This is a genomic window from Labrenzia sp. 5N (assembly GCF_012395805.1).
GTDB lineage: Bacteria > Pseudomonadota > Alphaproteobacteria > Rhizobiales > Stappiaceae > Roseibium > Roseibium algicola.
The window spans coordinates 1-19,406 of sequence record NZ_JAAZTM010000014.1 but is presented as its reverse complement, the minus strand read 5'-3'; the positions used below and the strand labels follow the sequence as shown (position 1 = coordinate 19,406).

The window sequence follows — 19,406 nt, the reverse complement described above, 5'->3', positions numbered from 1 at the left end:
AACCGGTACCCACCCTCACCCACGGCATCGAACAATTGCAGCCTGGGTGCCACCTTCCATCCACTCCGGAAAGAAGAAACCCGCGACAACGTTGAACCCGCGGGCATTGGAACGCCGGCACGGGTGGCCTTTGTCATGTCCGCGGGTTCGCAGGATTGCGATTGTCAGTGAGATGCGCCGGCCTCGGGCTCAGCTTCGGAACGCCCGGGCTCTTCAGACTGAGCTGTGTTGTTGATGATCTCCAGCACACTGACCACAACCAGCAGCAACGGCACGGCTATGAATCCGCCGATCGGTCCCCACAGCCAGATCCAGAAGGCAATTGCCAGGAAAACCGCAAAGGGGTTCAGCGTCATCGTCCGGCCGAGAACGGTTGGTGTGACGAACTGCGCTTCGATCAGGTTGAGAACCAGATAGGCCAGCGGCGGCGTCAGGATCTCCACCGCCGTGTACCCCGTCGCAAGTCCGATGCCGCTCATCACCAGGACCATGATCGCCGGCCCCAGATAGACGACGTAGTTCAAGACGCCGGCCAGCATTCCCCACAACAGCGGCGAGGGAACATCGAGCAGCCACATGGTCAGCGCCACGGCCACGCCGAGCCCCGCGTTGATAACGCTGATGGAGATGAGATAGGTGGAAAGGCGCGCTTCGATCGTCCGAAACGCTGTTACGATGCAACGTCTGCCTTCGCTGTCGGGAGACAACTGGAGCGCCGCCCTGCGCAGATGCGGGCGTGTCAGCAGAAAGAAATAGAGACTTGCCAGGAACAGGACCACCTGGGCCATGAAGGCCGGTGCGAAATAGAAAACGCTTTCTACCGCGGAATTGTCGTCGACACTCACCTGCATGCCGCCCTTCTGGCCCATGGCACTGCGAAGGTCTTCCTGCAGGCTTGCGACAGACGAAAAGAACCCCTGCCAACTGACCAGCTGCGCCTGCAGCCGTGACCAGATGAGCGGAAGCCTGTCGAGCCAGTCCGACAGCGGCACGACGAAAGCCGCCCCGGCGGTCAGGATCAACGCAATAAAGACGAGCACCATCCCCCCTGCAGAGAGCCAACTCGGCACGCCCAGGCGAGACAATCTTTCCATGGGAAGTCCGAAGATCGTGCCGACAACCACCGACAGGAAAACCGGTGCGAAAAACACTTGGGCAAGATCAAGGGAAGCAATCACCACGATGCCACACAGGATGGCCGCCGAGTAGCGGACAACCGGGTCCGATCTGACAGCCTCGCCCACTGTTACGGGGGGAACAAGTCCTGTTACTGCGGGTCGGTCTGGCTGCGCTGTCATCACTGTTTGCTCCGGTGGCCGGCAAGAAGGCGCGGCAATGGGTTAGCCGCGCTCTTCGTCACCTCGTGCCTGCGCTGCCAGAAAGGCCAGACCGCCCAAAGCGGCGGTGATCATCAGGCCTTTTGATTTTGTGAGCTGTGGCAGAACGGAAATGGCAGCGGCCAGGCCCAGTCGCTGCGCGGCCTGACTATGCGCCTTGCGTCTTCGGTCCTTGTGCTTCAGGAAGCTGAGCACCGCCACGAAGACCAGTCCCGTCACGGCCATGAAGACGGCAATCAGCAAAGCCGCCATCGCAGGGCCGAACACCGGCGCCAGAAAGGCGCCGGCTGCCACCACGCCGGCCACATAGGCTGTCGCGAAACAGACTGCCGCAATGCCGCCCAACACGGCATTGCGCTTGGCACGATGAACCATGCCATTGAAGTCTCGCGAAACAGCCCCGAAGGCCAGCGGTAGGGCGCGCAGGAGCATCAGCGGCGCACCAGCGCTGCGATCAGGAAGCCGACACCGGCGGCTATGCCGATCGACTGCAGCGGGCGACGGCGCACTTCAGCAACGAAGGCGCGTTCGTAATTCTGCAGTTCAGCAGACAGATCGCTCAGGGCGTCCTGGGACAATTTGGTCAGATCCTGCCCTGCTTCGGCGGCCTTGGTCTTGTATTCATCCGTCTTGCCCGCGCCGTACTTCTTCAAGGAGCCGGCGAGAGAGGCAATATCGCCGCGAATGCGTTCGATGTTTTCCTCGATCTCACGAGCGCTAACGGTGTCATTGGCAGGATTGGCGGTCGATGCCGTGGCAGTCTTCGCAGTTGCCATCTTGTCGCTCCTGTTTTCAATCGCGTGAGGCCCTGATGACGGGCGACACGCATCGCGTGAATGGGATCAAGCCCGGAATTCGGACACTTCGACAGCGCGCTGAACCAAATTGCGCGGTCTGGCTTGTAAACGGCCTTGCGCTCATTTGGTTCCAGACAACAAAGCATGAATTGTTGCAGCGGCGTCTTCACGGCTGCCCGTCAGCCGCGCAAGGCCTCGATCAGATCGGATTTGTTCATTGAGGACCTGCCGCTGATGTCGAGCTCCTGTGCCCGTTCATAAAGCGCATCCCTGGTCCAGGTTTCATAAGGTGCGGCCTTGCCACCCTTGCGCGACGGCGCTTGGTGGTCGCTTGCCTGCGCATTGGCAATTCTCGCCGACTTTTCCTTGCTGTAGCCCTTGTCGCGCAGGGCGTCGTAGGTGTCTTCCTTCTTGATGCTGGAGCTGTTTTTGGAAGCCATGGCCGTGTCCTTTCATTTGTTGTTCCGCTGTTTTCAAAAACAACCTCAAATGAAAAACGCCGTCTCGCGCGGGATCGTTCCAATATCTCTTCGATGAAAGGACTGGATAGAGAACTTTATAACGACGTGATAAAAATGAACTATGCCTTCTGGAAGCTCAGACTTATAAAAAATACAAATGCTATTCTTGAAATAATTTCAGATCACATTTTCCATACTGTCAAAAATCGAAATATTTTCAAAAACATGGAACTGAGGACGAGCTGAAGACTTTTCCTATCGAACGTCCGGGCCACGCTCTTGTCAGCAGCACACCCGGACACATCGATCGCCAATCGAAAGCACGAAAGGAAGAACTATGTCGACGTCTCAAGTTCTGAACATCGAAACCCCGAAGGTCGACCCGATCAAGACGGGTGTTTCTGCCGAGGTGCGCGAACAACTGGCGAAGCATCTCTCGGTCATTCTGGCCGAAACCTACATGCTCACGGTGAAATCGCACCTTTACCACTGGAACGTCGTTGGACCGCTGTTCAAGTCGATCCATGACCTCACCGAAGAGCACTATGAAAATCTCTTTGCCGCGACAGACGACCTTGCCGAGCGCATTCGTGCCCTTGGACACCGGGCGCCGGTGAATGTCGACGAAGGCAAATTGAACCTGACCGTCAGCCTGCCGGCCGGCGGCATGCCCAATGCCTTCGAAATGATCGAGGATCTGGTTCGCAGTCATGAAATGATCGCTGCCGAAATGCGCGACATGGCAGCCTACGCCGGCGACAATAGCGACCCGGTGACGGAGGATCTTCTGACCCAGCGCATCACATTCCACGACAAGGCAGCCTGGATGCTGAGGGCCGTCATTACCGAATGACCGTTCCTCACCGGCATCCCGGAAAACTTGCAAGACGACAAAGGTCCGTCTGCCGCGAGACGGCAGGCGGCCTTTGGCGTATGCACCAACTCAGTTTCAACCGTGTGATACCATGATCAGCGTATCGAAACGATTTGCCGGGTTCCGGACGCCTGCAAGCGTCCTGGAAGACCGGCACCTGTCGAATGAGCAAAAGCGGACAGCCTTGCTGGCCTGGCGGGCCAGCCTGCGCAAGGCACCTCGGGCAATTTCTCGGGACGGCCGGTCTCCTGCCGAACTGATCGAAGAAATCGACGAGGCCCTGAAGGCGCTTCGCCGCGAAAAGACTTCGCTCGGCAAAGGGTGATAAAGCTTCGTCGTCGCAGGACATAAAGCACCTCTCCCGGCCCTGCCTGCAGTAAACGGCATGGGCGCCTAAGAAGTTGTCTTCCTGACAGGAAACTCGATGACGCAACTCACGCCTTCGGGAGCGAAGTCGATGTTGACGTCGCCGTCGAGCGCCGGCCCCACCAAACGTTCCAGCAGCATTCGCCCGAAACCGTTGCGCCTTGGCGGCACAACTTCCGGACCGCCACGTTCCTTCCAGACCAGCCTGATCCTTCCGTCTACGGTCGTCCACGACACCGACAGTTTCCCCCCGAGCACTGACAAGGCGCCATATTTGGCGGCATTGGTCGTCAGCTCATGCAGTGCAAGACCAAGGTTCTGAGCCGCATCCGCCGTAATCGAATGCGGATCGCCCTCAATCTCGATCTGGGGACTCCCCGGGTCGATCGATTGCGCCAGATGCGCCAGCACGAGTTCTTTCAGGTCAGCGCCGTACCAGGACTGCGACACCAGAAGATCATGACTGGCCGCCATCGCCTGGAGCCGTGCGGCAAAACTTTCGACAAAATCCTCGGTGTTGTCCGAACGCGCCGCTGTCTGGCGTGCCATGGCCTGAATGACTGCAAGCAGGTTCTTGGAGCGATGCGTCAGTTCCCGCATGACGAGATGCATCTGGCGTTCGTTTTCCCGCTTGTGGGTCAGGTCGATGGAGATGCCGATCAGGCCGGTGGTCCGACCTTCCTTGTCGCGCGAAGGCTCCATGCGCATGTTGTAGCTGCGATTGACCCCGTTCATGTCCATGTCGAATTCGATGACGGCGCTTTCGCCTGTCTCGAGGACCTTCTTCTTAACCGGAATGAGTTTCAGCTGATCTTCTTCCGGAAACAGCTCATCATCGCTTTTGCCGATGAAGAAATCCGGTTTGAAACCGGGCGACGGATTGACGACATGAATATATTTCAGGTCCAGGTCCTGTTCGAACACGGTTGTAAGCGAACCGTCGAGCGCCTTTTCAAAACGCCGGTTCGCCTCCGCGAGCTGACTTGCCAGCGAGGCGAGCCGGATCTCATAGAGGTTCTTCTCGGTCATATCGATGGCCGTGCACAGCACACCGTCAATTTCGCCACTGCTGTCGCGTGTAGGATGCACGATCAGGTCCAGCGAAATCGTTCCCGTCTCCTCACTGTCGAGCGCGAAGAAGGTAGATGCCGTCTCGCCGGTTTCCAGCACCTGGCGCTTGACCGGCTCCAGTTCCGCCGCGGTATCTTCCGGCAGCAGATCCTGATCGGTACACCCGATGACGTCATCGGCTTCCTTGCCGAACCGCGGATTGTGGATCCACGTGTAGCGCAGATCCTTGTCCTGGGTGAAAACGGAGATGTTGGATCCGGTCAACGCGGTCTCGAACCGCTCGTTGATCCGCCTTATCTCCCGCCGCGATCTGCCGACCTTGTCGGAAAGCTGGAGATTTTCAGCCTTCAGCATATCGTTGGCCCGCTCCAGATCCTTGAGCGATGGAATGGCCAGCAGCATCGGCCGCACCCGCCAGACAACCACTGCTGTTGCCACCGAGACAAGGGCTGTTACCAGCTTGATCAGACCTTGTGCGCCGTAGATCGGCCACCAGAGCGTTACCAGGGCTGTCAGATGGGTCAGCGCACACGCCAGAATGAAGGCGATGAACAGGTAACCGATCTTGCGGGAATTGCCTTGAATGTCCGGACGCTTGCGCAGAAACCCGAAGATCATCAGGGGAATGGCAATATAGGCCAGCGCAATCAGGGCATCGGAGATCGCATGAATCGCCACGAGATCCGGACGCCAGAGCAGGCAGTATCCATGCGGCATGAAGGAGGCCGCACCAAACAGATAGGACACGATTTCAGACATTTCGAATTTGCTCCGTCATCCGGGCATGTAAACTTTCGCGGCCGTCCCGCATCGGAAAAGCCGCTCCCGCGCCGATGCGCCAGCAAACAGTCGAAGCTGGCAGCAACCGCAATTCATTCGGAACCTTTGACCTCAGGAACCGTTTTCCAGATGTCAGAAAGACAAGGAGAAAACGACCGATGAATTGGGACCGGATTGAAGGAAACTGGAAAGAATTCAAAGGCAAGGCCATCACCCAATGGGGCAGGCTGACCGACGATGATGTGGATCGTGTTGCCGGCAAACGGACCGAACTCGCAGGTCTGATCCAGCAGAAATACGGCAAGACCCGTGAAGAAGCCGAGCGGGAAATCGATACCTGGATCTCGCGGCACTGATGGAAGAAGGCGGGCAGTGCCCGCCTCTTCCTCCCGCTACGGGATCTGTCGTTATCGCGCACCGAAGGGCAGACGCCGAAACCGGCATCTTGCTTCGCTCTCGTGGAACGAATGCAGTGGAACACGCCCCCCGTGCTCATCGCGCAGCGCTGCCCTCAGGCAGCGGCCACCTCTTCCGCCCCTTTGAAGAACAGCGCCTGGCTGATCCCCGCCTTCACCGTATTCGGATTGAACGGCTTGGTGATAAGGAACGTCGGCTCCGGCCGTTCGCCTGTCAGAAGACGCTCGGGGAACGACGTGATGAAGATGACCGGAACGGACATTTCGGCAAGGATATCCTTGACCGCATCAATGCCGGACGATCCGTCTGCAAGCTGAATATCAGCAAGCACAAGACCCGGGGTCTGCGCCTTTGCAGCTGCGATGGCATCGCTCGCTGTCCGGGCAACGCTGGTAACGCCGTGACCGAGCGACTCCACGATCTGGATCAGATCCATGGAAATAAGCGGTTCGTCCTCGATGATCAGCACATCCGTCTTGGTCTGCCTGTCAATTTCCGCGATCGCATCCTGGACGAGCTGGGTCACTTCATTTTCGCTACGCTCGATGATGAGGGCGGTTTCGGGAAGCGAAAACCCTTCCAGTGTGGACAGCAACAGGGTCTGCCGGCTTTCGGCCGCCATGGTTGCCAGCCGCTGCTGAGCGGTCTGCTCGAAGATGGAAACCGTCCCGTCATTCGCGATGGGCGGAACGACGCTCGCGTTCCAAAGGACATGGAAAAGCCGGTACAGACCGATTTTCACGCCATGAGATGTATCGATAATGGTCTGATCTGCCACCAGCGCCTGCAGGCAGGCCCTGACATAGGCATCGCCACTTTTCTGACTTCCCGCCAGTGCTCTTGCATATCTACGCAGATACGGCAGGAGCGGCGCGATTTCTTCCGAAAGGCTCACGGACATAAATTAGTTCCTCAATAGTTGCCGCCTGAAAGCGGTCGACGGGCCCGCGTCAAGCGCACCCATAAGCTGGAAATGCATTCGGCAAAAAAAAGTTCCATACTCGAGGAACTTTTTTTTTGCCGCCGCGTTTACGTCGCAAATCAGCCTATCGTCGAAGACGCAAATATCGGGAATCTGCCATGGCAAGCAAGCTTAACCCAAGTCGGCCCAACGCCGGATTTGGTGTAATAACACCGGCCGCCGGAGCCAAGTCCAAAGAAGACTGGATCGGCAACCAGCTCAAGAAGGTTTACGACGAGGCCCTATCGGAAGACATACCGGATGACATGATGGACCTGCTGTCCGCCTTGGACGACAGAGGCTCTGACGAGGAGGCCGCCGAATGAACGTCGCAAAGTTCAAGCAGGATCTGGTCGACGCCATACCGCGATTGCGCGCCTTTGCCAGATCGATCAGTGGTGACCGCGACCGTGCGGACGATCTGGTCCAGGAAACCCTGGCAAAGGCGATCGCCAACAAAGACAAGTTCACCGAAGGTACCAACCTCACCGCCTGGCTGATTACCATTCTCCGTAACCAGTATTATTCCGTTGGCCGGAAGATGCAGCGCGAGGTTGCCGACCCTGACGGTGAACACGCCGCCAGCCTGGAAAGCAAGCCGCAACAGGCAGGCCATCTGGAACTGAAGGATTTCCTGAGCGCCCTTCAGGTTCTTCCGGACGACCAGCGTGAAGCCCTTATCCTGATCGGTGCCAGCGGCTTTTCCTACGAAGAAGCAGCCGACATCCTCGGCGTGAAGGTCGGCACGGTCAAAAGCCGCGTCTCCCGTGCACGCCTTCGTCTGGATGACCTCATGAACGGGACCGAGAAATTTGAACGGTCCGAAATCGCCGCCGCCGAATCCGCCTCCCTGATCAGGGACGCCCTGTCCGTCTGATCATTCTCGTCTACACCGGAACCTTTCCGCTTCTGCGTCCGTCACAGGCCGGCGCACTGCATCCGGTGTGATCAGGCAAGCCGGTTGGCGCACGACAGCTAACAATGACCGGCAGGGTTCCATCGACGATGGAACCCTGCCGGTTTGAGGGGGAACGGGAATGGATCTGGCCTATCGGGAAAACGCCCGCGAACAAGCCCTCGTCCGTCTGGCCAAGGGCTTTCTGTTCATCCCCGTCTGCATCACACTTCTGGGGGCCGTGCTCGCATTTGCGGCCTTCCTGATCGATGACCTGGAACTTCTGACCGGTGTCTTCGACTTTTTCGGCTACAAATCCATCAGCATCGACGGTGCCCGCTCGGTCCTGTCGACCATTGCCGGCGCGATGATGTCGGTGATCAGCCTTGTCTATTCCCTGACGCTGGTCGTATTCACACTCGCCGCAGGCAATATTTCGGCCCGCCTGCTGGAAACATTCGCCAGCAACAGAACCACCCAGATTACCATCGGCCTTCTGGGCGCGACCTTCCTTTATTCCATGCTTGTCCTTTTCGGTGTCGACGACACCAAGGATCTCCGGTTTTCCGTCATCCTCTCGATAATCCTCGCCTCCAGCAGCTTTTTCTGGCTGGTCTATTTCGTCAACGACGTTGCCGGCCGTATCCGGGTCGACGCCGAAATCGGCCGCATTCATGCAGCGTTGCGATCCTCGATCGACGAGCTTCTGGCGCACGAACCGCGTGAAAAGCCGAATGACCGCGAGGAGATACCCGACCTGCCGGTCTGCACCTTCAAAGCGGCGCGCAGCGGCTACATCACCTTCATCGACAGCGAACGGCTGATAGACATCGCGAAGTCTCTCGACGGTTTCATCGAAGTGTCCGTCATTCCCGGAACCTACGTCATCGAAGGCATGCCGATCGCAAAGGTGCGCACGGAGGCCGAAGAGCCTGATCTGAAACCCCTGAACGGGACCTTCAAGATCGAAAAGGCCCGGGCTCCTGAAGGGGATATCCAGTTTTCGGTGCACCTGATGGTGGAGATCGCGCTGCGTGCGCTCTCCCCCGGCGTCAACGACAGCTACACCGCGATAAGCGCGATCGATCACCTGTCGGCCTCCGCCGCGCGGATCCTGCAGCGCGGCGCTCCCAGCTCGCTCATTACGGATGACGACGAGACCCCTCGCCTGTGGTTGACGATCCTGGAAGTGCACGATCTCCTGGACACGGCGATCAGTCCGCTCAGGCAGGCTTCAAGAGGCAACATCCTAGTGCTCGACCACCTCATTTGCGCTTTGGAAAAGGCGTCCCTGGTCTGCCGCAAGGAGCACCTGCACCTTGTCTCGAGGCAGCTGTTCAATATAGCCCAGGATGCCGTTTTTTCGATCGAGAGCAGACCGGACAGACACCAAATCGCCCGCCGGCTCTGGACTGCCCGCAATACGCTGCGCATTCAGGCCGAGGCCCGCTAGCCACCGGATACCGGCAAGGCGACTGAATCACCTATGTCATTGAACGAGGAAAGCGTTGTCTTGTCAGGCGTTTGACGTCGCCTGAATGCCTGTTGGGGAAGGCACAAAAAAGGGCGCCGAAGCGCCCGTTTTGTTCTCGTGTCAGACCCTGCGGCCTCTGATGGCATGTGCGACTGCCGAAATCAGGAACAGCGCAATGGCGACAAAGAAGATCAGTTTGGCAATAGAAACCGCAGTACCGGCAATACCGCCAAAACCAAGTACGGCTGCAACAATAGCAACCACCAAGAACAACAATGCCCAGGAAAGCATAGCAACCTCCGATATTTGAGATACGGAGATGAAACGCCTCGTTTTCGAAATCGTTCCAAATATTTTTGAAAATTATCTCGGAAACTTCAAGACCACCGCAGGGAACCTTCTTCGCGCCCGGCCGTTTCCGTCACAGTCACCAGCATCGGAGATCTGTCATGGAATATGGAATTGTCGGCCTGTTGATCCTCATCCTGGACGTCTACGCGATCATTCAGGTCCTCGGAAGCGGCTCCTCCACCGGGGCAAAGTTGCTTTGGGTTCTCGGGATCCTGATTTTCCCGGTCGTCGGCTTCATTGTCTGGCTGCTGGCCGGTCCGAAAAGCGCAGGCAAACTCGCCTGATTTTTCGCGTCACGGCTCAACGCCCCCCAGGCGCAGCCGTGACGCCTTCTCCCGGAACTTCCGGAAAGTTCAACCATTTACCTACTGCACTTTCAACTTTTCAGAACACGAAAGGGAGATGCTGAAATGCTTCGCCATCTACTCGCCACCACCGCAATCGTAGCTGCCATTTCAACGGCGGCTGTTGCCGGTGAGACCTCTGCGATGAAAGACGGCGGTCAGGCCGGTGCAAGTGATGACACCGGCGTATACGAATTCGAACTCCACACCCTTGCACCGGATACGACCACCGGCATTCTCGCCACCAACATGGTCGGCAAGCCTGTGGTGACCAGCAGAAATGCCGAAGGGGAAGAAATCGGCGACATCAACGACGTGGTCTTCGGCCGCGATGGCTCCGTGCATGCGGTGATTGTCGGTGTCGGCGGTTTCCTCGGCATCGGCGAAAAGGAAGTCGCCCTCGATTTCGCCCGCCTCAACTTCGTGGCCGGTGAGGACAAGCGACTCATCGTCGTCAGTGACGTCTCGCGCCAGGAACTGGAAGCGGCAACCGCCTATGAGCGCCCGGATTACATCCCGTACTGGATGACGACGGAAGGTGCGCGCGAGCAAATGGACAAGGTCACCGAAAACGCCAGGTCCACCTATGAAACAGTTAGGAAAGAGGCCATCGACCCGGCCAGGCAGCAGCTGGATGAAGCCATGTCCACCGGCTGGACTGAAGAAAAGACCGAGGTCGATGCAGCCAGCGTATCCACGGACGAGCTGATCGATTCAACGGTCTACACCAACCAGGACACAAACATCGGTGAAGTCGCCGAGGTCCTGATCGGCAAGGACGGCAAGGCCCAGGCAGTTGTCATCGATGTCGGCGGTTTCCTTGGCTTCAACGCAAAGCCGGTTGCCGTTGCCTTCAACAGCCTGAAGATGTTCGAAACGGAAAACGGCGACCTTCTGGTCACCGCCCCTTTCACCAAGGAACAGCTTGAAAATGCGCAGACCTATGAGCCTGCCACCTACAAGGCCAATCCGGATGCGGTTCTGCTGAAAGGCTGAACGGCTGTCTGAAAGACACCAAGGAAACGGGTCGCTTCGGCGGCCCGTTTTTTTTGCGTGACCAGAGGTCGTGGCTCTACCAGCGAGGAGGAGCTGGCTTAAAGGCAGAAGGACAAAGGAAAACTGGCTCACATCGGGGCTTCTTTCGTGCCGTGGACGGACGGATCACACACCTGTCCTGATCCGCGCTCCCCCGGTTGTCCGTCACGAGGAGGCCTCCCGGTTTCGGGGCGAACTCATGGACAAGGTCGTCACGAGAAGCCCTCAGGCAAGCCAGTAAACGACGGTGGCGACCGCTGCCAAGGCCACCATCAACCCCACCAGCGTCACGACGCCATCGCGCACCAGCAACCCGAGGCTCAGGAGAAGTATTGCCGAGCCGGGCAAGGCGACAGCAAAGGGCAGCAGGGTGGCGGGATAGACAAGAAGAGACAGAAAGATGCAAAACGCCGCGACAATCCGGCTCGCGGTTTCGCCGGCGAACATGGCCAGGCGTTGCCCGAGGTAACGGTCGGCGCGTTCGGCATAAGGGGTGAGCTTGTCTATGATCGACTTCACCTTCTGCTTGGGAAAACCGCGATTGCGCACGAAAGACGGTAACCAGATCGAGGTCCTGCCAAGCACAAGCTGTCCCGCCACCAGAAGCGTCAATGTTGTGAGAACAATCGGCACACCTGGTATGGCCCCGATGGGAGATATCATCACAAGGGCCGGCAGAAACAGAAGGGGGCCCGCCGCACGGCTGCCAGAAGCATTCAACAGCGAGCCGACGTCGGCGCGGCCTTCCTTTTCAATTTCGTCTTCCCAGTTTGTAAGAACTTCCTTGATTGTCTCCGACTGACCTGTCGCCATCCAGGTATCCCTCCAGTTCGAATTATCGTCGGACGTCCGCACTCTTTTCAGCCAAATTCGCGTCCGGAAATGCAAAAAGGGCCGGCAAAGCCGACCCTTCTTGACGTTATGTCACTGTGTTCACTTGATCGCTTCCAGTGACATCCGACTGACACCAACCGTGATGTTCGTGCCCGTCTGGCTTTCCACACTGAGCGGGTTCAGCGCAATCGACTTGTCGAAGCCGCCAATAAGGGCATTGGCCTTGATACCCGCACCAAGGCTCGCACCTGCGGTCACGCCGGCATATTCACCTTCAAGAGCGCCCACCTCCAGGTCGGCGGTCGGTGCAACGACGCCCCATATCAGCGTGGCCGAGTCGGTGGTCCCGATATCAAGCCCGTACTCGCTTACGGTCGCCGTGTAGTAGCTGGCAGGGCCGTCACCGACCCGGTCGAAGGTGCAGTTCATGACGGCCTTGGAACCGACGATGAAATTGGTTTCCTGCTCGACAACGCATGTCAGTTTGCCAACTTCAACGCCAGCAGGCTTGTCCTGGGCCATCACAGGGGTCGCAAGAAGCGTGGCTCCCGTCAGTGTCAGGGCGAGTTTGGTAAACCGTGTCATCAATGTCTCCTTCGTGTATGTGGCCTCCGGATTGCTCCGGTCCGCCTTCATCACGGTGAAAACGTCTGCCCTGTCTGTCAGTTCCAAAATAATTCTGCTCTTGTCCCCTCAGCGCATGGCCATCGGCAGATAAAGCGCAATCTGCGGCAGGGCGATCAGCGCCGCGACCATGGCCAGCATCGCCAACACGTAGGGAATGGCTCCCAGCATCACCTCGGCAATGGATCCGCCGCGCCGCGCACTCTGGACGACGAAGAGATTGAGCCCCACCGGCGGTGTGATCAGCGCCATCTCGATCAGCACGATCATCAGGATGCCGAACCAGACCGGATCATAGCCCAGGCTGATGACGATCGGCACAACGATGGGAATGGTGATGACCATCAGCGACAGGGTTTCGATGAAGAAACCGAGCACGATATACATCGCGACGATCACCAGCAGCGTCTGCAGGGGACCGAAGCCGAGCCCCTCCAGAAAGCCGCGCAATTCCTGCGACAGGCCGGCAGCCGAAAGCGTGAAGTTGAGAAACGACGCCCCGATAACCACCAGCATGATCATCGCCGTGACCCGCACTGTGCCGATCAGCGCTTCGCCGATCATGCGTGTGTTGAGCCCACCGAAAAGCGCGGCAATTGCCAGCGCTCCGGCAACCCCGACAGAGGCGGCTTCGGTTGGTGTCGCCCAGCCCTTGTAGATCGAGCCGATGATGGCACTGAACAGAAGAATGATCGGCAGCAGATCCGCGAGCCCGAGTGCCATTTCCCGCAAGGGGAACGTCCGCCGTGCCCCGCCGAGCTTCGGATTGACCAGGCAAACAAGCGCAGTCACCGCCAGAAAGGCCATCGCCAGCAGGATGCCGGGCAGAAGCCCTGCCAGAAAAAGCTGCGGGATCGAGGTCTGTGTCAGAAAACCGTAGACGATCAGGTTGATCGACGGCGGGATCATGATGCCGAGCGTACCCCCGGCGGCGATCGCACCGGAAAAGAGCTTCTGGTCATAGCCCAGCCGGTCGGCCTGCGGCATGGCCACCGTCGCCACCGTGGCAGCGGTCGCTACCGAAGATCCGGATGTGGCCGAGAACATGGTGGCGGTTGCCACATTGGCATGCACCAGCCCGCCTGGCAGCCAGGAGACCCAGCGGTCGAGCGCCGAGTAGGTGCGTGCGGCAATGCCGGTGCGCACCAGGATCTCGCCCAGCAGCACAAAGAACGGAATGGCGATCAGCGCCGCATTTTCCGACGTCGACCAGACCATCGACCCGAGGCCGCGTGTCAACGGAAAGGCACTGAAGAACTGGTCGATGCCGAACCCCAGCAGGAACAGCACGATGCCGACGGGAATGGAAAGGCTGAGGAGCCCAAGAAGGCCTACGGAAACGAAGGAAAGCATCAGGCCGTCTCCCCTTCCGGAAAGGCACCGATCGCCTGCTCGGATTTTGCAAATTCACCGCGCAGGACCAGCAGCACACCAGCAACAAAGGTCAGCCATGCGGTGACCGCGAACCACACCCACCCGGCAAACCAGGGCAATTGCACCAGAGCGAGCGGAGTTTCCAGGGGTGTGTTCGCCCTTGAGGAATTGCGCAGTGTCGTCTCCACCACCGGCCAGCACTTCAGCGCGACGATCGAGACGGTCGAGGACAAGGCAAAGATCGACAGAAGATCCAGCATCGCCCGCCATTTTGGCAATCCAACCGAACGGCGCAGGAAATCGATCCGGATATGCGAAAGTTCGCTCAATCCGAAAGCCATGCCCCAGGCCGTTCCGATGGCCATCACGTAGCCGGAGATTTCGTCGGTGCCGCCGAAGGAGGCACCGACACGGCGGAGACAGATATCAATCAGAACAAGACCTGCACAGGTGAGGAACAAAACGCCGACCGAAATCGCTATCGCCCGGTTGATCCTCGACAGGATTGACAGGAGTTTCTCCGCCACCTCGATGTCTCCCGGGCTTAGTTGGTCTTGATCTGCACACCGACGACGTTGCCGACGCTGTCGTTCCAGCGCGCGGCCCAGTCGCCACCGGCCCGCTCTGCCCATTCCGGCAGAACATCCGTTTCCAGGATCTGGCGTGCGCGCTCGATGTCACCGTCGCTGGCTTCGACCAGAACCATGTCCCGCACGTCGCCCGAGGCGCATTCCCCCTTGCCGGTCAGGCAGGCGATGTCATTGGTCAGCGCACCTTCCGCCGATGCCCAGGCGGGGGCTTCGAACTTCTCGGCAATTTCCTTTTCGATCAAAGCCCGGGTCTCGCCGGACAGAGCGTTCCACTTGTCGAGATTGATCGCCGTTACCACCGGGTCCCAGCCGCCAAGGGGGATCGGCAGAAGATGCGTGCTGACTTCCCACCACCCGGCGCTGTAGCCCGAGCCTGCCCCGGTCACCGCACAATCGACGACGCCCTTCTGCAGCGCGCCCGGCACCTCGGAAAAGGCAACCGTAATGCCTTCTGCTCCGAGCGCTTCCAGGAACTTGGCCGTCATGCGGCCGGATGCGCGGATCTTCTTGCCCTTCAGGTCGTCCAGCGAACCGACTTCAGCGTTGCAGAACACCACCTGCGGCGGATAGGGCGCAATCGCAAGCACCTTGGAATTGAAGCGCTTTTCGAAGATCTCCTCGACCATCGGCCGGGCGGCATCGACCGCGGCATGGGCCTTGTCGGCAGACATGGCCACCAGCGGCACATCGAGGCCTTCCAGTTCCGGTGCATCGGCAACTGCATAATCGCCCACCGTCATGCCGACGTCGAAAACACCCTGGCCAAGCAGGCGGAACACTTCGCCAACGCCGAGGTTCATCTGGTTGTGAGTGGTGACGGTTGTGTTGATGGTGCCACCGGATGCCTCAGGCAAGGCGGTCTGCCAGAACGGCGCCTCATAATCCTGGTGCAGAGGCAGGCTGGACCAACTGCCGACGACAGACAGATCTTCCGCGGCGGCGGCCGAGGACATGGCGGCACCGGCCATGAGGAAAGTCAGAATCTTTTTCATGTGTCCACTCCGTGAAGGTTCGAGCTTACAGCGTCTTTTTTGTTATGATTGGAATTTCAGCGTCATCCGGGATGTCCGTGATCAGCATGTGTCCCGGTTTATGGGTAATCAGCAGCGGCAGGGCAGCGTTCTGGATGATGGCTTGCGGTGTCACTCCGCAAGCCCAGAAGACGGGCGTGAAACCGGCCTCCACCGGCACCGCATCGCCCCAGTCCGGATTGCCGAGATCGGAAATGCCGATGGCCGCCGGATCGCCGATATGGACCGGTGACCCGTGCGCCAGAGGAAAGCGGGCCGAAATGGCAACCGCGTCCCGCACCCGCTCATCCGGGATCATCCGCATGGAAACAACCATCGCTCCCCGGAATGGCCCGGCCGGTGTCGTTTCCATGTTAGAGTGGTACATCGGCACGGTGACATTGTTTGAAATGTGCCAGAGGTCGATCCCCGCCTCGATCAGCGCATGTTCGAAAGTGAAGGAACAGCCGAGCGCAAAGGCAACGAGATCGTCTGACCACAAGGCGCTTATGTCCGTTACCGAGCCTTCCAGCCGGCCATCGCGATAGATGTTGTAGGCGGGGACGTCGGTACGAATATCCAGGCAGTGTCCCAGGGTGAACAGGAGGGGGTTTCCCGTGTCCGAAGCACCGATCAACGGACAGGGTTTGGGATTGCGCTGGCAGAAGCGCATGAAATCCAGCGCAAAGGCTTCCGGAATGATCGCCAGATTTGCCTGAAGCAGGTTCTTGCCGAGCCCCGCCGTGTGCGAGCGATAGCTGCCGGACCTTATCTGCGCCCGAAGCGTCTCGATGTTTTCCTGTCGAAGGGTTTCATAAGATTGCAGCACCGGGGCTCTCCTTCATTGGAGAAAGGCTCCCGCATTGCTGTTATAAACTCAAATTGAATGATTTTAGCAGATCTTATAAATGATTTTTATAGCCAGAGTAAGCGACCGCAACCTCCAGCGCCTTCTTCGCAGCAGCCGCGACGATGTGGCTGCGCGGGTCACCGAGATAGCTCGCCGAAAACCTCAGGGCATCCGGTACCCATCCCGGATCGAACTCGACGATGCTTCCTCCCTCGACATAGGGCCGTGCCAGCGCCCTCGGCAGTGCGGCGACCCCAAGCCCTGCTTCCACCAGCCTGAAACAGGCAGACAGAGACGATGACGGGAACATCTGCACGTCCGGTGCAACCCGTTCGAACAACAGTGTTTTCAGCTCGCGGTAAGGCCGCGTGTGCCGGGCGTAGGTGATTACGGGTTTTTCCCGCAAAAGCGCCTCGGCTTGCGCGCCCTCGGCCGGGCAATCCGCCGCCACATACCAGCCGAGGTCGAAACCGGGCAGCTCGATATTGTCGACCGAATATTCCGAAATCGGCCCCAGCAACAGGGCCAGATCGATTTCCCGGTCGAGCAGGCCAGCCCGCAGGTTCACCGAGATATCGACGTTGATTTCCACGATCAGATTGGGAAAGTCGGCCCGCAGCGCGGCAACCAGATCCGGCAGCCAGCATTGTGCAATGGTTTCCGAGGCTCCAATGCGCAGATGGCGGTCAATCCCCTCACGAGAGACTACCGTCTCCTCGACCTTGTCCGACAGACGCTCGAACTGCTCGGCGAATGTCTGAAGCAGCTCGCCGCGCTTGGTCAGCTTCAGCCTGCCGGGCGAGCGTTCAAACAGCTCGGTCCCCAGGGCTTCCTCAAGCCTCTTGATCCGCGTCGTCACCGCCGGCTGCGTCAGGTTCAAACTTCCCGCCGCCTTGTTGACGCCGCCATGACGGACAACGGCCAGAAAGGCCCTGAGCTGATCGAGATTGAGCGGATGCATGAAAGGTTCCGGCGTGATCGGTTTGGGCTACTTTGCGCGAAGCTGCGGAGATTGAAAAGCTTTCGGGAAAAGACCGACGTGCAAAAGCAGAACGAGAGAGAACCTCATCCCCGGCCTTTTTGGCGAGATATTGCTGCCCAAGGGGGGCGTGTCTGTTGCCCCTTGAGGAAAAGAACTTCGCTACTGTGCAGGCTCAGGCGCTCAGCGCCAGTTCCGGCCTTTCAAGCACTTTCCCTGCAAGCCGCCTGATCCGTTCAGGGTCCGGATGGAGGTCAGCCTTTTCCGCCATGCGTGCCCACAGGACCTTCAACAAGGTCTTGCTCGTCAGTTTCATGAAGTCATGGGCAAGGGCTGTCGGGTCCTCGCTCTGCAACACCCGATCCCTAACCCGGCACCAGTTGGCGACAACCTCATCCAGTTGCGGGTAAATCTTGTCGTTCCGCAGACATTCGGCCCGCAGGAATTCCTCGAATGCCTCGCTTTCCTTGCCCGGCAGCAGACGCGTGGTCAGTGCTCTTTCATGAATGGCGTTGGCACCTTCATAAATCGCGGTGATCCGCACATCCCGGTAGCACTGTTCCAGGAAGTATTCCTTCAGATAGCCGTACCCGCCGAGCACCTGCATGCCAAGCTCCGTTGCCTGCATGCCGGCTTGCGTGCAGTAAGCCTTGGCGATCGGTGTCAGGAATTCCGCCAGTGCTCGGTTCTCGCCTGCTTCGACCGTGACGAGCGCAAGGTGCGCGATTGCTCGTCCGCCAAGGGCAAGGGCATCGATCTCGTCCAGCATGCGACGTACGTCGGCATGACCATCCAGCGTCACCGGCTTGCCCGCGGCATCCCGACCCTGCCTGCGTTCCGCCGCATAGGTGCTGGCGATATCCGCGGCGCGGGCGGCATGGGCAACACCCTGCAAGGCCACATCCACGCGGGCATGGTTCATCATCGTGAACATCGCCTTCAGGCCTTCGCCTTCCCGGCCAACCAGTTCGGCGACGGCGCCGTCGAAAGCAAGCTGGCAGGTGGGCGAAGCATGCAGACCCATCTTTTCCTCAATACAGGTAACGGTCACCGCGTTGCGGCTGCCGTCCGCACGAGTGCACGGGCACAGAAACAGCGACAGGCCTTTCACGCCGTCGTCTGACGTGCGCGCCAGCACCAGGTGATGGATCTTCTCGCTCATGTCCTGATCGCCGCCGGAGATGAAGATCTTCTCGCCGCTGATTGACCAGCCATCACCAGCCTGCACAGCCCGACAACGGATGCGGGAAAGATCGGACCCCGCGTCCGGTTCTGTCAGGCACATGGTGGCGAGGGCCTCGCCGGAGGCAAATTGCGGGATCACGCGCGCCTGCTGATCTTCCGTGCCAAAGGCCAGCAAGGTGCGGGCGGCACCCGCAGCAAGGCTCGTCACCATCTGCAGACTGTGGTTGGCGCCGGTGAAGATTTCTGAAGTGATCGCAAGTACGCCGGCATCGAGCCCCTGCCCGCCAAGTGCTTCCGGGATCGTCAATCCCGGCCAGCCCTGCTCCGCATAAGCGGCATAGGCTTCGCGGAACCCGTCCGGCATGCGCACCCGTCCGTCCACCAGCCGGCAACCCTGGCTATCCCCCGGTTCGTTCAACGGAGCCAACTGCTCTTCTGCAAAGGCAGCAAAATGACCGCCGATCTCGGCGGCAAGATCCGCATCGAAGTCCGGCAGATCGGCTGCCCCGGCAACATGGGCCAGGCAGAACAGGATATCGTCAAGCGGTGCGGTGAAGGGTTTCATGGCTACAGGCTTTCAATGGATCGGCAATACGAGCAGTTGCTGCAATTTCCCCCTCATCCTGAGGAGGGCGCCAGCCCGTCTCGAAGGATGGGCGGCAAACTTCGGCGCAAGCGGCCCATCCTTCGAGACGGACCCGAAGGTCCTCCTCAGGATGAGGAGATCGGTGATCGAGGACTTTGTTTCGAATTGTTTCGAGAGCCCGGACATCACAACTTCACTCCCGCCCTCACCC

The 19,406-nt window shown here is 59.0% G+C and carries 24 protein-coding genes; 8 read left to right on the top strand and 16 right to left on the bottom strand.

The genetic code is table 11. From position 1 onward, the window contains the following. Nucleotides 1–164 precede the first annotated feature (164 nt). The 4 genes from HEP89_RS13710 to HEP89_RS13695 form a co-directional block, all read right to left on the bottom strand. Entirely contained in the window at nucleotides 165–1,298 is a 1,134-nt protein-coding gene (locus HEP89_RS13710; protein WP_055656125.1) for an AI-2E family transporter, read from the bottom strand. 42 nt (nucleotides 1,299–1,340) lie between these two features. Then, on the bottom strand, nucleotides 1,341–1,769 hold the full coding sequence (locus tag HEP89_RS13705; RefSeq protein WP_023003219.1) for a hypothetical protein: 429 nt from the start codon (nucleotides 1,767–1,769) through the stop codon (nucleotides 1,341–1,343). After that, nucleotides 1,769–2,113, bottom strand: coding sequence for a DUF883 family protein (locus HEP89_RS13700; RefSeq protein ID WP_023003218.1), 345 nt, complete (start codon nucleotides 2,111–2,113; stop codon nucleotides 1,769–1,771). Before HEP89_RS13700 ends, HEP89_RS13705 begins: the two co-directional genes overlap by 1 nt. A gap of 200 nt (nucleotides 2,114–2,313) precedes the next feature. Beyond that, a complete protein-coding gene (locus tag HEP89_RS13695; RefSeq protein ID WP_075282322.1) occupies nucleotides 2,314–2,574 on the bottom strand; it encodes a Rho termination factor N-terminal domain-containing protein in 261 nt (86 codons plus the stop codon). Between the two features lie 358 nt (nucleotides 2,575–2,932). Between HEP89_RS13695 and HEP89_RS13690 the strand changes: the two genes are divergently transcribed. Both HEP89_RS13690 and HEP89_RS13685 read left to right on the top strand, forming a co-directional pair. Beyond that, complete coding sequence (locus HEP89_RS13690) at nucleotides 2,933–3,448, top strand: DNA starvation/stationary phase protection protein (RefSeq protein ID WP_055656126.1); 516 nt, start codon at nucleotides 2,933–2,935, stop codon at nucleotides 3,446–3,448. Between the two features lie 112 nt (nucleotides 3,449–3,560). Then, complete coding sequence (locus HEP89_RS13685; RefSeq protein ID WP_062487420.1) at nucleotides 3,561–3,794, top strand: hypothetical protein; 234 nt, start codon at nucleotides 3,561–3,563, stop codon at nucleotides 3,792–3,794. 68 nt (nucleotides 3,795–3,862) lie between these two features. On the opposite strand, the gene HEP89_RS13680 is transcribed toward HEP89_RS13685, so the two are convergent. Beyond that, nucleotides 3,863–5,665, bottom strand: a complete 1,803-nt coding sequence (locus HEP89_RS13680; RefSeq protein WP_168692274.1) for a PAS domain-containing protein — start codon at nucleotides 5,663–5,665, stop codon at nucleotides 3,863–3,865. Between the two features lie 179 nt (nucleotides 5,666–5,844). Here HEP89_RS13680 and HEP89_RS13675 point away from each other — a divergent pair, with 179 nt between their 5' ends. Next, nucleotides 5,845–6,042, top strand: coding sequence for a CsbD family protein (locus tag HEP89_RS13675; protein WP_023003212.1), 198 nt, complete (start codon nucleotides 5,845–5,847; stop codon nucleotides 6,040–6,042). 155 nt (nucleotides 6,043–6,197) lie between these two features. Here HEP89_RS13675 and HEP89_RS13670 read toward each other — a convergent pair whose 3' ends face one another. After that, on the bottom strand, nucleotides 6,198–6,998 hold the full coding sequence (locus HEP89_RS13670; RefSeq protein ID WP_168692429.1) for a response regulator: 801 nt from the start codon (nucleotides 6,996–6,998) through the stop codon (nucleotides 6,198–6,200). Between the two features lie 185 nt (nucleotides 6,999–7,183). On the opposite strand from HEP89_RS13670, the gene HEP89_RS13665 reads away from it, so the two are divergent. The 3 genes from HEP89_RS13665 to HEP89_RS13655 all read left to right on the top strand — a co-directional run bounded on the left by HEP89_RS13665 (nucleotide 7,184) and on the right by HEP89_RS13655 (nucleotide 9,412). Then, on the top strand, nucleotides 7,184–7,390 hold the full coding sequence (locus tag HEP89_RS13665; protein WP_023003210.1) for a NepR family anti-sigma factor: 207 nt from the start codon (nucleotides 7,184–7,186) through the stop codon (nucleotides 7,388–7,390). Beyond that, nucleotides 7,387–7,941: a sigma-70 family RNA polymerase sigma factor gene (locus tag HEP89_RS13660; RefSeq protein ID WP_023003209.1), complete on the top strand. Its 555-nt coding sequence runs from the start codon at nucleotides 7,387–7,389 to the stop codon at nucleotides 7,939–7,941. Before HEP89_RS13665 ends, HEP89_RS13660 begins: the two co-directional genes overlap by 4 nt. 160 nt (nucleotides 7,942–8,101) lie before the next feature. Then, nucleotides 8,102–9,412: a DUF2254 domain-containing protein gene (locus HEP89_RS13655; RefSeq protein ID WP_168692273.1), complete on the top strand. Its 1,311-nt coding sequence runs from the start codon at nucleotides 8,102–8,104 to the stop codon at nucleotides 9,410–9,412. Nucleotides 9,413–9,553: 141 nt separating this feature from the next. Here the strand turns inward: HEP89_RS13655 and HEP89_RS13650 are convergent, their stop codons facing one another. Next, nucleotides 9,554–9,724 (bottom strand): DUF1328 domain-containing protein, encoded by a 171-nt coding sequence (locus tag HEP89_RS13650; RefSeq protein ID WP_023003207.1) that lies wholly within the window; start codon nucleotides 9,722–9,724, stop codon nucleotides 9,554–9,556. 158 nt (nucleotides 9,725–9,882) lie between these two features. On the opposite strand from HEP89_RS13650, the gene HEP89_RS13645 reads away from it, so the two are divergent. Together HEP89_RS13645 and HEP89_RS13640 are read left to right on the top strand one after the other, a co-directional pair. Beyond that, a complete protein-coding gene (locus tag HEP89_RS13645) occupies nucleotides 9,883–10,068 on the top strand; it encodes a PLD nuclease N-terminal domain-containing protein (protein ID WP_023003206.1) in 186 nt (61 codons plus the stop codon). A 126-nt stretch (nucleotides 10,069–10,194) separates the two neighbouring features. Beyond that, entirely contained in the window at nucleotides 10,195–11,124 is a 930-nt protein-coding gene (locus HEP89_RS13640; RefSeq protein ID WP_062487413.1) for a PRC-barrel domain-containing protein, read from the top strand. Between the two features lie 264 nt (nucleotides 11,125–11,388). Here HEP89_RS13640 and HEP89_RS13635 read toward each other — a convergent pair whose 3' ends face one another. The 9 genes from HEP89_RS13635 to HEP89_RS29700 all read right to left on the bottom strand — a co-directional run. Beyond that, nucleotides 11,389–11,976: an exopolysaccharide biosynthesis protein gene (locus HEP89_RS13635; protein ID WP_023003204.1), complete on the bottom strand. Its 588-nt coding sequence runs from the start codon at nucleotides 11,974–11,976 to the stop codon at nucleotides 11,389–11,391. 120 nt (nucleotides 11,977–12,096) lie between these two features. Next, nucleotides 12,097–12,582, bottom strand: coding sequence for a DUF992 domain-containing protein (locus HEP89_RS13630; protein WP_031270375.1), 486 nt, complete (start codon nucleotides 12,580–12,582; stop codon nucleotides 12,097–12,099). 108 nt (nucleotides 12,583–12,690) lie between these two features. Then, nucleotides 12,691–13,974: a TRAP transporter large permease gene (locus HEP89_RS13625; protein ID WP_075281884.1), complete on the bottom strand. Its 1,284-nt coding sequence runs from the start codon at nucleotides 13,972–13,974 to the stop codon at nucleotides 12,691–12,693. Beyond that, nucleotides 13,974–14,522, bottom strand: a complete 549-nt coding sequence (locus tag HEP89_RS13620) for a TRAP transporter small permease subunit (protein WP_168692271.1) — start codon at nucleotides 14,520–14,522, stop codon at nucleotides 13,974–13,976. Before HEP89_RS13620 ends, HEP89_RS13625 begins: the two co-directional genes overlap by 1 nt. A 17-nt stretch (nucleotides 14,523–14,539) precedes the next feature. Beyond that, nucleotides 14,540–15,577: a TRAP transporter substrate-binding protein gene (locus HEP89_RS13615; protein ID WP_168692270.1), complete on the bottom strand. Its 1,038-nt coding sequence runs from the start codon at nucleotides 15,575–15,577 to the stop codon at nucleotides 14,540–14,542. A 25-nt stretch (nucleotides 15,578–15,602) separates the two neighbouring features. Further along, complete coding sequence (locus tag HEP89_RS13610; RefSeq protein ID WP_077291937.1) at nucleotides 15,603–16,424, bottom strand: putative hydro-lyase; 822 nt, start codon at nucleotides 16,422–16,424, stop codon at nucleotides 15,603–15,605. Between the two features lie 73 nt (nucleotides 16,425–16,497). Further along, nucleotides 16,498–17,406 carry a LysR family transcriptional regulator gene (locus HEP89_RS13605; RefSeq protein WP_168692269.1) on the bottom strand — a complete coding sequence of 303 codons (909 nt, stop codon included), beginning with the start codon at nucleotides 17,404–17,406 and terminating at the stop codon, nucleotides 16,498–16,500. Nucleotides 17,407–17,599: 193 nt separating this feature from the next. Next, the gene (locus HEP89_RS13600) at nucleotides 17,600–19,174 is read right to left on the bottom strand and encodes an acyl-CoA dehydrogenase family protein (protein WP_168692268.1); all 1,575 of its coding nucleotides are present in this window, start codon (nucleotides 19,172–19,174) and stop codon (nucleotides 17,600–17,602) included. A gap of 12 nt (nucleotides 19,175–19,186) precedes the next feature. Continuing rightward, a partial coding sequence (locus tag HEP89_RS29700; protein WP_207106375.1) for a hypothetical protein occupies nucleotides 19,187–19,406 on the bottom strand: 220 nt, incomplete at its 5' end.

Bases quoted from the DNA above. Each gene is read 5' to 3' on its own strand.
- HEP89_RS13680 (WP_168692274.1), bottom strand. From the start codon at position 5,665: ATGTCTGAAATCGTGTCCTATCTGTTTGGTGCGGCCTCCTTCATGCCG.
- HEP89_RS13615 (WP_168692270.1), bottom strand. From the start codon at position 15,577: ATGAAAAAGATTCTGACTTTCCTCATGGCCGGTGCCGCCATGTCCTCG.
- HEP89_RS13660 (WP_023003209.1), top strand. From the start codon at position 7,387: ATGAACGTCGCAAAGTTCAAGCAGGATCTGGTCGACGCCATACCGCGA.
- HEP89_RS13650 (WP_023003207.1), bottom strand. From the start codon at position 9,724: ATGCTTTCCTGGGCATTGTTGTTCTTGGTGGTTGCTATTGTTGCAGCC.
- HEP89_RS13665 (WP_023003210.1), top strand. From the start codon at position 7,184: ATGGCAAGCAAGCTTAACCCAAGTCGGCCCAACGCCGGATTTGGTGTA.
- HEP89_RS13700 (WP_023003218.1), bottom strand. From the start codon at position 2,113: ATGGCAACTGCGAAGACTGCCACGGCATCGACCGCCAATCCTGCCAAT.
- HEP89_RS13605 (WP_168692269.1), bottom strand. From the start codon at position 17,406: ATGCATCCGCTCAATCTCGATCAGCTCAGGGCCTTTCTGGCCGTTGTC.
- HEP89_RS13695 (WP_075282322.1), bottom strand. From the start codon at position 2,574: ATGGCTTCCAAAAACAGCTCCAGCATCAAGAAGGAAGACACCTACGAC.
- HEP89_RS13705 (WP_023003219.1), bottom strand. From the start codon at position 1,769: ATGCTCCTGCGCGCCCTACCGCTGGCCTTCGGGGCTGTTTCGCGAGAC.
- HEP89_RS13710 (WP_055656125.1), bottom strand. From the start codon at position 1,298: ATGACAGCGCAGCCAGACCGACCCGCAGTAACAGGACTTGTTCCCCCC.
- HEP89_RS13625 (WP_075281884.1), bottom strand. From the start codon at position 13,974: ATGCTTTCCTTCGTTTCCGTAGGCCTTCTTGGGCTCCTCAGCCTTTCC.
- HEP89_RS13630 (WP_031270375.1), bottom strand. From the start codon at position 12,582: ATGACACGGTTTACCAAACTCGCCCTGACACTGACGGGAGCCACGCTT.
- HEP89_RS13690 (WP_055656126.1), top strand. From the start codon at position 2,933: ATGTCGACGTCTCAAGTTCTGAACATCGAAACCCCGAAGGTCGACCCG.
- HEP89_RS13685 (WP_062487420.1), top strand. From the start codon at position 3,561: ATGATCAGCGTATCGAAACGATTTGCCGGGTTCCGGACGCCTGCAAGC.
- HEP89_RS13635 (WP_023003204.1), bottom strand. From the start codon at position 11,976: ATGGCGACAGGTCAGTCGGAGACAATCAAGGAAGTTCTTACAAACTGG.
- HEP89_RS13640 (WP_062487413.1), top strand. From the start codon at position 10,195: ATGCTTCGCCATCTACTCGCCACCACCGCAATCGTAGCTGCCATTTCA.
- HEP89_RS13600 (WP_168692268.1), bottom strand. From the start codon at position 19,174: ATGAAACCCTTCACCGCACCGCTTGACGATATCCTGTTCTGCCTGGCC.
- HEP89_RS13675 (WP_023003212.1), top strand. From the start codon at position 5,845: ATGAATTGGGACCGGATTGAAGGAAACTGGAAAGAATTCAAAGGCAAG.
- HEP89_RS13645 (WP_023003206.1), top strand. From the start codon at position 9,883: ATGGAATATGGAATTGTCGGCCTGTTGATCCTCATCCTGGACGTCTAC.
- HEP89_RS13655 (WP_168692273.1), top strand. From the start codon at position 8,102: ATGGATCTGGCCTATCGGGAAAACGCCCGCGAACAAGCCCTCGTCCGT.